Source organism: Pseudomonas sp. NPDC087336, assembly GCF_044744285.1.
GTDB lineage: Bacteria > Pseudomonadota > Gammaproteobacteria > Pseudomonadales > Pseudomonadaceae > Aquipseudomonas.
The window spans coordinates 39263-53161 of sequence record NZ_JBIUYA010000005.1 but is presented as its reverse complement, the minus strand read 5'-3'; the positions used below and the strand labels follow the sequence as shown (position 1 = coordinate 53161).

The window sequence follows — 13899 nt, the reverse complement described above, 5'->3', positions numbered from 1 at the left end:
GTTGTTCTGGTTTGGACACGAGGGCGAGGGCCTGGGGTCAGTCGGCCTTGCGCTTGAGCAGATCGAGCATCACGGCGAAGGCGATCACGGCGCCGATCACCACTTGCTGGACGAAGGGTGAAATGCCGGCCAGGTTCAAGCCGTTGCGCAGCACCCCGATGATCAGCACACCGATGAGGGTGCCAACCACACTGCCCGCCCCGCCCTTGAGGCTGCCGCCGCCGATCACCACCGCGGCGATCACGTCCAGCTCATAGCCGACGCCCGCGCCCGCTCCGGCGGTGTCCAGCCGCGAGGTCATGATGACGCCGCCCAGGGCCGCGCAAATTCCGGAAATGATGTACACCGCGCTGGTGTAGCCCTTGACCCGGATACCCGCGAGCTTGGCCACCTTGGCGCTGCCGCCGATGGCGTACAGGCTGCGCCCGGCGACCGTGAACTTGAGGACGAACCAGAACACCAGCGCCAACACGGCAAAGCAGCTCACTGTCAGCGACAACACACCGCCATAGCGAATCACCGAGAGGTTGCTGAACCATTCCGGGAAGCCGCTGACTTGCGCACCATCGGTAACCATGTAGGCCAGGCCGCGAGCAATGGACATCATCGCCAGGGTCGCAATGAACGACGGCAGGCCAGCCCTGACCACCAGCAAGGCCGTGGTCGATCCACAGGCCGCACCGACGGCCATGGCCCCGAGCATGGCCACCCACATCGGTAACCCCAGCACCTGCTCGAGCCAGCTCATGACCATGATCGCCACGGCCAGCACCGCGCCGACAGACAGGTCGATGCCACCGATGAGAATCACCAGGGTCATGCCTAGCGCCATGATGCCCAGCACGGTCACTTGATCGAGCACATTGAGCAAGTTGCTAAGGGTCAGGAAACTATCGGTAAAGACTGTAAGCACCGCACACAACAACAAAAGCCCGACCATCGGGCCGGCCACGTTAGTTTCCAGGCCGATCCACTTTGGAATCGATCCGGCGAGCCTTGACTTGACCAACAACTGATTGTTCATACCCACATCCACTTCTTATCTAATTGTTATAAGACCGAGCACTACACGACTTGCCGATTAATGACCCAGTTGCCGGTATCGCCCTCCCATGTACAGCAGCGGCTCCTCTAAAGGTTGGGTAATTACATCGATCACGTTGCCGATCATCACGGTGTGGGTACCGTGTTCAATCTCCTGCACCACTTCACAGAAGATGGCCGCCTGGGCATCGACAAGGTAGCGAATGCCGTGCACTCCGGTGCGCCAGTCGCCCACGACGAAGCGGCGTTCGCGCAGGTCGGGCTGGCTGAAGATCTTGCAGATCGGTTCGTGCTGGCTTTGCAGCATGTTCACGCAGAACAGCCCGGAGCGCTTGATGATCGGCGAGGCGCTGGCGCTGCGATTGATGCAGATCAGGGCCGAGGCCGGGTCCATCGACACCGAGGAAAAAGCGGTAGCCGCCAGACCGTGGGGCTGGCCGTCATCGTCGAGCGTGGTGATCAGGGTTATGGAAGAGGCGAAACGCCCCATTGCCATTTTGAATGGGCCGGCCAGGTCGATCGAAGGGGCAGCCTCTTGATATTGAACGTGCATACTTAAACCCTCTTTTATGGGTGACTCACAAGCTCAGGCATTCATTATTAACAATCCCCTCTACTTTTCTATTCACTTTTAAAAAAATGACTTTTCAAGTTTTCGGTAAGATGAAGCCAACAACAAACTCATTTGAATCAAGTTCACATATCGACCGAAACGCCCATTCCAGAGCACTTTGTTCGTTACTGGAAAAAACCCTTGGACATTTAATTAATTGAATCAAGTGAATAATCGATCGATACTTTCCGAACAATCAGAAAACAAGCCTGGCGAGTTGAAATATCATGGTTGATCGATTACAGGACATGCGGCTGTTTCGCCTGGTGGTGCAGACAGGCTCCCTTTCCACGGCCGGCCGGCAAATGGGGCTGTCGCCAGCAGCCATGAGCGGTCGCCTCAAGGCGATGGAAGACTTCTACGGCTTGCGCTTGCTCAAGCGCAACACCCGCAGCCTGAGCCCGACCGCTGAAGGACAGTTGCTGTTTGAAAATGCGTTGAAGATTCTCGAGGAGGTCGATGCCCTCGACAACATCATCAAGAACGGTCACAGCGACTTGCTCGGGACCATCGGCCTGACCTGCCCTACCGACCTTGGCCGGCAATGGGTCAGTCAACTGGTCGATGCCTTCATTCGCGAAAATCCCCACGTCAGCATCCGCCTGTTTTTCACCGACCGGATTCTCGACTTCGTCGAGTCGGGCTCGGACATCGCGATCCGTTTCGGCGATCTTCCAGACAGCTCATTGATTGCCCGCTCCCTGGGCGTCGACCGGCCAATGGTCTGCTGCTCGCCTGAGTATCTGCAGCGGCACCCGGCACCGCGGGTGCCCGAAGACCTGCATCAGCACAACTGCCTGGTGCAACTGCGCGCCGACTTCGCGCTCGATCGCTGGAAGTTCATGAAAAACGGCCAGTCGAGCACGATCCAGGTCAAGGGCAATCGGCTGGCCAACGACGGCTTTACCCTGCGCCAGTGGGCGGTACAGGGCCTGGGGATTATCTGGAAGTCAGTCTGGGAAGTGGGCGATGACATTCAGGCGCAACGACTGGTACCGCTGCTCGAGGACTATCAATGTGCGACCACCGGGTTTCATGTGCTCACCGAAGGCGGGAAGAAGCTGCCGGCGCGAGTCAAATCCTTCGTTGATTTTGCCGTTCAGTACTTCAAGAACCTGGAAATGCCAGCCCGGCACATCCTGACCTCGCCTGTGCGCCGTCTTGAACACACGATGCCATGACCCTCAAGCCAACGGCACCGCCTGCAGATCAGCCATCACCGGCTTGAGATTACTGAGCATGCGCTCGTACGCCTTGCGCATGCCCGCATAGAACGCCTGCCGGGACGCGTCCGGCAAGGCCACGCATTCGTCCGGTCTTTGCCAGTCAATGGCCGTCTGCTTGAGGTCGGTAAACACCCCCGCACCTTGTCCCGCCACTAGCGCAGCGCCCAGCACACCGTACTCGGCGCCGGGCAGTTTGCGATAAGGCAACCCCAGCACGTCAGCCTTGATCTGCCGGAACAGCTGACTGTTCGCCCCTCCGCCCAGGCTGATCACACCGCCGCTGCCGAAATCGACCTGCATGTCCTGCATGCACTGCGCAAAACGCGCGTATTCGTAGGCGATCGACTCCAGCATCGCGCGGTACCGGTCGGTTCGGTCGTGGCGCCAGTCGAGGCCGACAAACGCGCCGGCCAGCGCGGCATCGAACGGCGCATGGCGCCCCCCGAGATGGGGCATGAACAGCAGCTTGTTGCGCTCGGACAACGTAGCGCCGGCCCGCGCTTGCAGTTGCTGGCATTCGGCGTCCGTCAGGCCGAATGCCTTGAGCGTGATGCCGGCGCCACCGACGTAGGCCATCGAATAAAACAACCCGGGGATGCAGTGACGGAACGTCGTCAGGGTCTGGTGCTGCGCGTCCACCGCGTAATGGTCAAGCAAGGTGGCCAGCACCGAGCCGGTACCGGCAATGTCGAACAGTTGCCCCGGCTCGAATGACCCGGTCCCGAGCAGGGACGCAGCGATATCCGCGCACCCGGCAAAAACCGGCGTGCCGGCCAACAGCCCGCAATCGCGCGCCGCCTTTGCGCACACCGAGCCGATGCGATCCCAGGGTTTCACCAGCCTGGGGAGTCGATCGACCTCCAGCTGGAATTCATCGAGCAGCGCCGTGTTCCATTGCATCGCCTGGTTGTCGGCAAAACTGTTGAACCCAAGGTAGGTGTCATCCATGAACGCCGCATCGGCGTCCAGCGCCGACATGCGCCCTGCGACGTAGGCCGCCGGCATGATGATCTTGCCGATCTTGCGATAGACCCGGGGCTGCTCATCACGCCAGTACAACCATTTCGCGGCATGGTTGGCGCTGACGGGGCCGCCCGCCTGTGCAATGATCGATGGCTCGAAAGCCTTGAGCCGCTGCACCTGATTGGCGCAACGCAAGTCCAGCCAGGAGTCGTAGGGCGTGGTGGCTTCCCAGTGGCGGCCGATGGTCGAGATCCCGGCCATTTGCCCGCAGATCGCGATACCAGCGATGTCGCCGGCATTGATGGATGCCTGAGCCATGACATCGGCGATGGCCAGCAAAACCGACGCATACATCTCGTCCGGGCACTGCTCGAACACCTGCCGCGCCGGATTCGCCAAGCGCGCGGGCCGACTCGCCGCCCCCCGCTGACAGCCGTCCTGGTCAACGACCACCACCCGGGTACTGGAGGTGCCCATGTCCACCCCAACCAGTAATGCTCGACTCTTCAAGGGTTGGCGCTCGCTAGTGAATCGATGAGGGTTTTGCACAGGATACTGTGATCAAAGGACCTGGGGCAGTGGCTGGTTTTTTTCTTGCACACGCTTTTTTGTGGAGCTGCCGCAGGCTGCGATCTGTTGATGTTGATTTTTCAAGATCAAAAGATCGCAGCCTCGTTGTACTCGACAGCTCCAACAGAAAACGTATAGAGCCATGTCGGCCGGCAAGCCGGGCGCCCACGGGTCAGAGGCGATGCCCGGCGCGCGCGGTGCTACTAGGTTCTCGCCCCAGGATTCTGCCAGAACGCAGGATCGGCGCTCTTGAGCCGCTCGACCGCATTGTTGATGTGGTTGAGGGCGGCATGGCGCGCGCCTTCAGGGTCGCGTGCGGCGATGGCCTCGTATACGGCAGAGTGTTCGACATGCACCGTCCTGGCCAGGTCGTGGCGGCGTTCCTCGTTGGAGCGGGTGATGCGGATCGCTTCCTTGATGTACTGCGCGATGAACTCGTGCAGTGACGGGTACAGCGGATTGCCCGTTGCCCTGGAAATGGAATGATGGAACGCCAGGTCTTCCTCGACGCCGTCGCGCCCCGCCTGCTCGGCGGCATCGATGGCCTTGAGCGCCTGGTGGATGGCCTCCAGTTGCGCCGGCGAATGCCGCTGTGCCGCCAGTGCCGCCGCCTCCCCTTCGATGCCGCGGCGCAGTTCGGTGACCCGCAATACCGCCTCGATCGAGCCGCTGACATCCAGGTCGATGGTGAACGCCTTGATGTGCGCGCCTTCGCTGACGACGGTGCCGCTGCCTTGGCGAACCTCGACCAGGCCGGCCGACTTCAGGCGCGAGATCGCCTCGCGGATGACCGTCCTGCTCACCCCGAAACGCTCCGATAGCACAGGCTCGGTGGGCAGGCGAGCGCCCGGCAGCACTTCGCCATTGGCGATATAGGCCTTCAGGGCCGCCGTCACCTGATCGGACAGCGTGCCCTTGGCGGAGTCCTTCAAAACGGCCAGCGCCTCGGCGGAACAGGGGGATTTATCAGGAGTTGGCATAGGCATCTCTGGGCTCAAATCGGTGAACGGTACTGCATTTTAGACCCGTCGTCCTCTTTGGATTCTGCGCCTTGAATTCGTATGACGTATTATGATAAAAAACCGATCTTCATGTAAGTCCGATAAAAACAACGTCACCCACTACAAAAATAAGGATGGGGGAAACACATGACTGAATCAGTGATTCAAACCGGCACCACGGTGCCCGTCGATCGCTTCGAGGACCTTGCGTATCGCAAAGCCGCGTGGCGGATCCTGCCGTTGTTGTTGCTGTGCTACCTCGTCGCTTATCTGGATCGGGTGAACGTGGGTTTCGCCAAATTGCAGATGTCCGACGATCTGCAGTTTTCCGAAGCCGTCTACGGCCTTGGCGCAGGGATTTTCTTCATTGCCTACTTCCTCGTGGAAATTCCCAGCAACCTGATCCTGCATCGCGTTGGCGCGCGGTTGTGGATCGCACGCATCATGATCACCTGGGGCATCATCTCCTCGGCCATGGCTCTGGTCAGCACGCCGATGTCCTTCTACATCATGCGTTTCCTGCTGGGGATCGCCGAGGCCGGGTTCTACCCGGGCGTCATCCTCTACCTGTCCTACTGGTTCCCGACCCATCGCCGCGGCAAGATGTACGCCCTGTTCGCCACGGCCGTGCCGCTTTCGGGCCTGATCGGTGCGCCCCTGTCTGGCTGGATCATGAGCGCCTTCAACGGTGACCACGGGTTTGCCGGCTGGCAATGGCTGTTCTTTCTCGAAGGGCTGCCTTCGATCGCCGTCGGCATCCTGGTGATCTTCTGCCTCAGCGACCGCATCTCGAGTGCCGGCTGGCTCACCCGGGAAGAGAAAACCCTGCTGCAGACGCGCATCGACGCCGAGACCGCTGGCCATCAAACCCACAGCCTCAAAGAGGTGTTCCTGCAGCCGCGCATCTGGCTGCTGACGGCCATCTATTTCTGCATGATCGCCGGCTTCTATACCGTGGGCTTCTGGTTGCCGACGCTGATCCGCCAGGCCGGTGTCAGCGATGTCTTGCAGGTCGGCATGCTCACCGCCATCCCGTATGCCGCCGCCGCGATGACCATGATCCTGGTGTCGCGCAGCGCCGACCGGCTGCGCGAGCGTCGCTGGCACCTGGCGCTGACCGCGGTGCTGGGCGGTATCGGTTTGTTCATCTCCGCCACCTGGAGCGACAACTTCACCATTTCGATGATCGGCCTGACCCTCGGCTCCATGGGCGCCATGAGCACCCTGCCGCTGTTCTGGAGCCTGCCAACGGCCTTCCTCGGCGGTACCGCCGCGGCCGCCGGCATTGCCCTGATCAACTCCTGGGGCAACCTGGCGGGCTTCGTCTCGCCGTACCTGATGGGCTTCCTCAAGGACACCACCCACAGCACCACGATCGGCATGTATGTGATGGCAAGCGCACTGTTCCTCGGCGCCCTGCTGGTCTTCAGAATTCCCGGAAAACTCGTCAACCGTTGACGTTTGGAGCAACTCATGAAAATTCTCGTGACCGGTGCAGCCGGCTTCCTTGGCCGCCGTCTGATCGAAGCCCTGCTGCTGCGCGGCTCGCTCACCGACCGTGCAGGCCAGTCCCAGCCCATCGGGCAAATCGTCGCCTTCGACAGGGTCGCGCTCGAGGGCATCGATGATCCGCGGGTAACGGTGGTGTGTGGCGATATCGCCAACCCTGAAGTGCTCGACAGCCTGATCGACGCCAGCACCGACAGCATCTTCCATTTGGCCGCGGTGGTTTCCAGCCAGGCGGAAAGCGATTTCGAGCTGGGCATGCGCATCAACTTCACCGCGACCCAGAACATGCTCGAACGCATTCGCCTGCTCGGCACCTGCCCGAAATGGGTGATGACCAGCTCCGTCGCGGTATTCGGCGGGCAACTGCCGGAACGCGTGCGCGATGACCAGGTGTGGGCGCCGCAGAGTTCCTATGGCACGCAAAAAGCCATGAGCGACCTGCTGCTCGCCGACTATAGCCGGCGCGGTTTTGTCGATGGTCGCAGCCTGCGCATGCCGACCATCGTGGTGCGCCCGGGCAAACCCAACCTGGCCGCTTCCAGCTTTGCCAGCGGTATCATCCGCGAACCGCTCAATGGCCAATCCAGCGTGTGTCCAGTGCCACTCGATACACGGCTCTGGCTGATGTCGCCAGCGCAGGCGATCGCCAACCTGATCCAGGGTCATGAGCTGGCCGGCGAGCAGATGACCGAGGGTCGGGTGATCAACATGCCGGGCCTGTCGATTACCGTCGCACAGATGATCGATGCCTTGCGTCAGGTCGCGGGCGCGCAAGTGGCCGAACGGATCAGCCTGGAGCGCAATCCGGCGATCGAGCGCATCGTCGGTTCGTGGCCAGGGTCCTTTTGCGCCACCTATTCCCGGGACCTGGGTTTCACCGCGGATGAGGATTTCCGCGCCGTGATCAAGCAGTACATGACTGAATATCTGCCCGGATGAGGAGCCCGACATGTTGAATGCCCCTGCCCGCCCTCTGCTGGGCTGCATCGCTGACGATTTCACCGGTGCCACCGACCTTGCCAACATGCTGGTGCGCGGCGGTATGCGCACCGTGCAAAGCATCGGCATACCCGGTGCCGAGGTTGCTGAACGACTCGATGCCGACGCGATCGTCATCGCCCTGAAGACCCGGACCGTGCCGGCCGCCGACGCCGTGCAGGCCTCGCTCGAAGCGCTGCGCTGGCTGCGTGAGCGTGGCTGCGAACAGATTTTCTTCAAATACTGCTCGACGTTCGACTCTACCGCCGCCGGCAACATCGGCCCGGTCAGCGAAGCGCTGCTGGACGCGCTGGACAGTGATTTCACCCTGGCGTGCCCCGCCTTCCCGGAAAACGGGCGCACGGTGTTTCGCGGGCATTTGTTCGTCCAGGACCAGTTGCTCAGCGAGTCGGGCATGCAGCATCACCCGCTGACGCCGATGACCGACGCCAACCTGGTTCGGGTGCTGCAAGCGCAGAGCCAGGGCAAAGTCGGCCTGCTGCGCCATGACACGGTGTCCAGGGGCGTGGAGAGCATTCGCGCCCGCATGACGCAGCTTCGCGCCGAGGGTGTGCGCCTGGCGATCGCCGATGCCGTGTCCGATGCAGATCTGCATCTGTTGGGCGAAGCTTGCGCCGGTCTTGCCCTGCTGACAGGGGGTTCGGGGCTGGCGCTGGGCTTGCCGGAGAACTTCCGTCGGGCCGGTAAACTGCGCGAGCTGAATGCAGCCGAGGTACCCGCAGTCGACGGCGGCGAAGTGGTGCTCGCGGGCAGCGCTTCGCAAGCCACCAACGGGCAAGTGGCGAGCTGGCTGCAGGCAGGTCGTCCGGCCTTTCGGATCGACCCGTTGGCCTTGGCTGCGGGAGCGCCGGTGATCGAACAGGCACTGGCCTTCGCCGCTGACTCGGCGCAAACGGTGCTGATCTACGCCACCAGCTCCCCGGATGAGGTCAAGACCGTACAACGTGAACTGGGCACCGAGCGTGCGGGGAACATGGTCGAACAGGCCATGGGCCGGATAGCCAGCGGGCTGCGCCAGGCCGGTGTGCGGCGCTTTGTGGTCGCCGGCGGGGAAACCTCCGGGGCCGTGGTGCAAGCCCTGGGTATCCAGCTATTGCAGATCGGTGCGCAAATTGACCCGGGCGTGCCCGCTTGTGTCAGCACACCTGGGGAACCACTGGCCCTGGCGCTCAAGTCCGGCAACTTCGGTGGCCCTGACTTTTTCGCCAAAGCTTTGAAACACCTGGCGGGAGTTCAAGCATGAGCAACGAAAACGCCCTGCGCGAAGAAATCTGTGACGTCGGCAGGCAGTTGTACAACCGTGGCTACACGGTAGGCAGTGCCGGCAACATCAGCGCCCGGCTCGACGATGGCTGGCTGATCACGCCCACGGACGCGTGCCTGGGCCGCCTGGACCCGGCCGCCCTCTCCAAGGTCAACCTGGCCGGGGAATGGGTCAGCGGCGACAAACCGTCGAAGACCCTGGCCTTGCACCGGGAGGTCTATGATCGCAACCCGGGTGTCGGCGGCGTGGTCCACACCCACTCCACGCACCTGGTGGCGTTGACGCTGGCCGGGGTCTGGCAGCAGGATGACATCCTGCCGCCGCTGACGCCCTATCAGGTGATGAAGGTCGGGCACATCCCGCTGATCGCCTATGAGCGTCCCGGCTCGCCGAAAGTGGCCGAGCGGGTGGCGCAACTGGCCAACAGCGTGCGCGGGGTCATGCTCGAGCGCCTGGGCCCGGTGCTGTGGGAAAGCTCGGTGTCAAAGGCGAGCTATGCCCTGGAGGAGCTGGAAGAAACGGCGCGCCTCTGGCTGATGAGCAACCCCAAGCCGGCCCCGCTCGACCAGGCTGCACTGGATGAACTGCGCGAAGTTTTTGGCGTGCAATGGTAACCCCCGGGCCTTGCGCTTAATGCTGTTCAATTGTAGGAGCCGGCTCGCTCCTACAGTGTTTTTTGATTTCAGGAGTCACCATGCCTCGTTTCGCTGCCAACCTCAGCATGCTCTACCCGGAACACGATTTTCTCGACCGCTTCGCCGCGGCCGCCGCCGATGGTTTCCAGGCGGTGGAATACCTGTTTCCCTACGACTACAGCGCGCAACAACTTAAACAGCGGCTGGACGACAACGGCCTGGTCCAGGCCCTGTTCAACGCACCGCCCGGCAATTGGGCGGCAGGTGAAAGAGGCATCGTATCCTTGCCTGGGCGCGAGGCGGAGTTTCGCGCAGGTTTCGACCAGGCCCTGGAATACGCCGCGATCCTGGGCAATGACCGCATCCACGTCATGGCCGGGCTGCTGGCGAGCGAAGCAGACCGTGCCCGACACCAAGAGACCTACCTGGAAAACCTGAGCCACGCGGCGACGCAAGCGGCCAAGGTCGGGATTACCGTGTTGCTGGAGCCGATCAACACCCGTGACATTCCAGGGTTTTTCCTCAACTACCAGGATCAGGCCCAGGCCATCTGCAAAGCCGTCGGCAACGACAATCTCAAGGTGCAGTTCGACATCTACCATTGCCAGATCGTCGAGGGTGACGTGGCGACGAAGCTGCGCCGGGATTTCGTCGGCATCGGGCATATCCAGATCGCGGGCGTGCCGGATCGCCACGAACCGGACCTGCACAACGAGTTGAACTACCCCTACCTGTTCGAGCTGATCGATCAACTGGGCTACAGCGGCTGGGTGGGTTGCGAGTACCGGCCACGCGGCAACACCAGTGACGGTTTGCAATGGTTGCGCGATTGGCAGGCCCGCTGATCTGGCATCACCTTTCAATGCGCTGAAATCTGCGAAAAACCGGCCCAGCATTTACAATCACGCCTTTCATCGCAGATCAGAAAGGTTCTACCGGTCATGGCGCTCGATCCACCCACGATGTTGACAATTTCGATCGCCCTCGCAGCGGCTGCCGCGCTGTACCTGGCGATCGAATGGCGGAGCATTCGCGAGCCTTCGCTGCTGTTCTGGAGCGCGGGTTTCGCAACCATCACCCTGGGGTCGACACTCGCCTTGCTGCGCAGCGCCGGCCTTTTGCTGGTCGGCATCTGGTTCGCCAATGGCCTGCTGGTGGTGGCCCACTGGTGTTTCCTGCTGGGTGTCGCGCGCTTCACGCAGACGCGGCTATCGCGTGCCTGGTACCTGATCTTCGTCGCCTGGGTGGCCTTGCTGTTGTTGCCGGACGAGTCGTCGTGGTCGAAGGTCATGCTGCTGGCCAATTCGCTGCTGGTCGCCCTGGTGACGCTCAGGGCCAGCTTCCTCCTGCGCCCCCATGGCAAGTCGTTGAGCGTGGGAGCGGTGCAATTGCGCTATGTGCTGCTGGTCCATGGGCTGTTCTATCTGGCCAAGTCGATCACCGCCATCGTTCCCGGCACGCTGATCGACCTTGCCGCGTTTCGTGGCGAGATCATTCAGATTTCCCTGGTCGAGGGCGCGATGGCGATCATGCTCATCGCCTTGTCCATGACCGGTACCGAACGCTACAGGCGCGAGAAACGCATCGCCCGGCTGGCCGCCCGCGATCCGTTGACCGCCCTGTACAACCGCCGTGCCTTCGAAGTGCGAGCGCCGCGTCTGCTCGATGACGTATCGACGGCGCGACCGGGCGCCTTGCTGCTGATCGATATCGACAACTTTAAACAGGTCAACGACCTGTACGGCCACACTGCTGGCGACCGCCTGCTCGTCACGTTGAGCGAGATGATCCGTTCGGTCCTGCCTGAAGGCGCACTGGCGGCGCGACTGGGCGGTGATGAATTCGTAGTTCTGCTGCGCAACGCATCGAATGAGCAAATCGTCGGGCTGGGCAGCGCCCTGCGTGAGCAGTTTCACCACGCTGCCGCACAGTCGTTCGCCACACCGGTAGCCGTGACCCTGAGCATCGGCGCCAACCTGTTCGACCATCCGCCAGCGAGCCTGGCGGCGTTGATCGAGCAAGGCGATGCGGCTCTCTACCAATCCAAGCGTGGTGGACGCGACAGCATTCGCCTGGTCGATCAGACCTTTGCCAGCCATTGAGGCAGGCAATGCGGGGCATCCGGTTTCCCGCGTCATCGTTGACGACCATCGTCGGAACGCCACCCGGAGCAAGCTTCGCTCCTACGAGGTTCTGAGCTAATCGCGATGAATGGGTTTGCCACGATTAGCCTGCTCGCGAAAAGCCTTAGCACGCCACGGGATGCCAGGCTAATCGCGTTATCTACAACGGTCGAAAATCGCCGAATGACGGTAATTGCTGGGTAAAAAATCGCCTTTCATCGTTTCGGCGCAACGCTGGATCCAAAATACTTGCGAGCCACCCGCCCTGTTCTACACTGCGAAAAGTTCGCAATTACACTGTTCGCCACACCGGACGTGGCCTTGCGCATTGCCCGGTGTGTCTCCTGATCACCTTCGGCAACGCACGGGCGGACCACACAGGTCGTTCCTCGCCAAGCCAACGAAGGTCGCGATCATGCCCAGAACTCTCAGCGTCCGTTCCTTTGCACTCTGCGCGAGCGTATTCGCTCTGGCATTGAGCGGTTGTGCGACCCAGCGCTCCGCCGAACCTGCGTCCCCCCCCCTGCGGCAGAACCCCGAATTCACCTACGATGCCAACGGCGTGACCCACGCCACGCTGACGGCGGCCGAGCAGCCGGTCAATGTAGGCAACGAGCGTTACGTGTCCCTGGTGTTCAACGGCGACTACGATTCGCCACTGATTCGCACACGACCCGGCGGTACCATGGCGATTCGCCTGGATAACCGCATGGACGAGATCACCAACCTGCATTTCCACGGCATGCAGGTCTCGCCCCTGGACCAGGGCGACAATATTTTCCGCGTGACCCGCCCGCATCAAGTCGGTGAGTACAACGTCAAACTGCCACTCGCTCACAGCCCCGGCGCCTATTGGTACCACAGTCATTTCCATGGCGGTTCCCAGCGCCAGGTGTCGGCGGGCATTGCCGGGCCGATCCTGGTCGATGGCATGCTCGACCCGTTTCCCGAACTCAAGGGCATCAAGGAACAGGTGCTGGTCCTGCGTAATTTTCAGAAAACCCTGACTGGCAAAGTCGCCAGCGATATCATCACCAGCGCCCCGTCGATCCGCACGATCAACGGCCAGGAAGTGCCCACCATCGACATCAAGCCGGGCGAAACCCAGCTCTGGCATTTCATCAACATCGCCGCCAACCAGTATTTCCGCATCCGCATCGACGGCCAGTCGATGCAGGTGCTATCGCGCGACGGCAATACCGTGACCCGCCGGGTCGACACCAAACAGGTGCTGATCGGGCCATCGGCGCGCTTCAGCGTGCTGGTTGTCGGGCCGCCGGCGGGCACCTATGAAGTTGCAGCGGGCTCGGGCAATACCGGGCCGGCAGGCGATGATTACCCTTCGGCCAAACTGGCGGTCCTGCGCTCCAGCGGTGAACAGGTGGCGACGAAGCAGATCACCAGCCCCTACCCGCCCGCCGAGGACTTCAGCAAGATCGCGGTGAACAAGACGCGCCAGTTCGCCTTCCAGGACTCGGACACCGACCCCAATGCGTTCCTGATCAACGGCACCCGCTTCGAGCTGGACCGGGTCAATACCACGGTGAAACTCGGCGATGTGGAAGAGTGGCGACTGTTCAATCCGTCCCAGGAATTGCACCAGTTCCATATCCACCAGGTGGACTTCCAGGTCACCGAAATCAATGGCAAGGCGGTGCAGTTCAGTGGCTATCGGGACAACGTGTTCATCCCCGCCACGGGTTCGATTACTGTGCGTATCCCTTTCCGCGATCCGGTGATCCTCGGCAAGTTCGTCTATCACTGCCACATCCTCGAACATGAGGACGGCGGCATGATGCAGGCGATCCAGGTGGTCAAGCCCGAGGACTACGAGCAGGCGGTCAAGCTCGAACCCCTGGGCGGCCTGTACGGTGAAAACAACCAGTTGTGCTCCTACCTGCGCAATACCGGACAGGACCCGAAAGCGTCCAGCCCGCTCATCAAATAAAGGG

12 protein-coding genes are annotated in these 13899 nt (G+C 61.6%); 8 read left to right on the top strand and 4 right to left on the bottom strand.

The genetic code is table 11. The annotated features are described in order from the left end of the window. Nucleotides 1-37: 37 nt before the first annotated feature. Together ACIO0C_RS06600 and ACIO0C_RS06595 are read right to left on the bottom strand one after the other, a co-directional pair. Nucleotides 38-1024 carry an ABC transporter permease gene (locus ACIO0C_RS06600; RefSeq protein ID WP_180204630.1) on the bottom strand — a complete coding sequence of 329 codons (987 nt, stop codon included), beginning with the start codon at nt 1022-1024 and terminating at the stop codon, nt 38-40. 57 nt (nt 1025-1081) lie between these two features. Then, nucleotides 1082-1597 (bottom strand): flavin reductase family protein, encoded by a 516-nt coding sequence (locus tag ACIO0C_RS06595; RefSeq protein ID WP_401309349.1) that lies wholly within the window; start codon nt 1595-1597, stop codon nt 1082-1084. Nucleotides 1598-1884: 287 nt separating this feature from the next. Here ACIO0C_RS06595 and ACIO0C_RS06590 point away from each other — a divergent pair, with 287 nt between their 5' ends. Continuing rightward, nucleotides 1885-2838 (top strand): LysR family transcriptional regulator, encoded by a 954-nt coding sequence (locus tag ACIO0C_RS06590; protein ID WP_401309346.1) that lies wholly within the window; start codon nt 1885-1887, stop codon nt 2836-2838. Nucleotides 2839-2841: 3 nt separating this feature from the next. Here the strand turns inward: ACIO0C_RS06590 and ACIO0C_RS06585 are convergent, their stop codons facing one another. Together ACIO0C_RS06585 and ACIO0C_RS06580 are read right to left on the bottom strand one after the other, a co-directional pair. Then, the gene (locus ACIO0C_RS06585; RefSeq protein ID WP_401309343.1) at nt 2842-4395 is read right to left on the bottom strand and encodes an FGGY-family carbohydrate kinase; all 1554 of its coding nucleotides are present in this window, start codon (nt 4393-4395) and stop codon (nt 2842-2844) included. A 224-nt stretch (nt 4396-4619) separates the two neighbouring features. Next, a complete protein-coding gene (locus ACIO0C_RS06580; protein ID WP_032831889.1) occupies nt 4620-5402 on the bottom strand; it encodes a FadR/GntR family transcriptional regulator in 783 nt (260 codons plus the stop codon). A gap of 162 nt (nt 5403-5564) precedes the next feature. On the opposite strand from ACIO0C_RS06580, the gene ACIO0C_RS06575 reads away from it, so the two are divergent. The 7 genes from ACIO0C_RS06575 (at nt 5565) to ACIO0C_RS06545 (ending at nt 13895) form a co-directional block, all read left to right on the top strand. Continuing rightward, the gene (locus ACIO0C_RS06575; protein ID WP_401309341.1) at nt 5565-6875 is read left to right on the top strand and encodes an MFS transporter; all 1311 of its coding nucleotides are present in this window, start codon (nt 5565-5567) and stop codon (nt 6873-6875) included. A gap of 15 nt (nt 6876-6890) precedes the next feature. Continuing rightward, nucleotides 6891-7865 (top strand): D-erythronate dehydrogenase, encoded by a 975-nt coding sequence (gene denD / locus ACIO0C_RS06570; RefSeq protein WP_401309339.1) that lies wholly within the window; start codon nt 6891-6893, stop codon nt 7863-7865. Nucleotides 7866-7875: 10 nt separating this feature from the next. Beyond that, nucleotides 7876-9168, top strand: a complete 1293-nt coding sequence (otnK, locus tag ACIO0C_RS06565; protein WP_401309336.1) for a 3-oxo-tetronate kinase — start codon at nt 7876-7878, stop codon at nt 9166-9168. Then, the gene (locus tag ACIO0C_RS06560) at nt 9165-9803 is read left to right on the top strand and encodes an aldolase (protein ID WP_401309333.1); all 639 of its coding nucleotides are present in this window, start codon (nt 9165-9167) and stop codon (nt 9801-9803) included. The genes otnK and ACIO0C_RS06560 overlap by 4 nt, the downstream gene beginning before the upstream one ends. Before the next feature lie 80 nt (nt 9804-9883). Then, on the top strand, nt 9884-10669 hold the full coding sequence (gene otnI, locus ACIO0C_RS06555) for a 2-oxo-tetronate isomerase (RefSeq protein WP_401309330.1): 786 nt from the start codon (nt 9884-9886) through the stop codon (nt 10667-10669). Nucleotides 10670-10765: 96 nt separating this feature from the next. Then, nucleotides 10766-11926 carry a GGDEF domain-containing protein gene (locus ACIO0C_RS06550; protein ID WP_401309327.1) on the top strand — a complete coding sequence of 387 codons (1161 nt, stop codon included), beginning with the start codon at nt 10766-10768 and terminating at the stop codon, nt 11924-11926. A gap of 436 nt (nt 11927-12362) precedes the next feature. Then, nucleotides 12363-13895 carry a multicopper oxidase family protein gene (locus tag ACIO0C_RS06545; protein ID WP_401309324.1) on the top strand — a complete coding sequence of 511 codons (1533 nt, stop codon included), beginning with the start codon at nt 12363-12365 and terminating at the stop codon, nt 13893-13895. Nucleotides 13896-13899 lie beyond the last annotated feature (4 nt).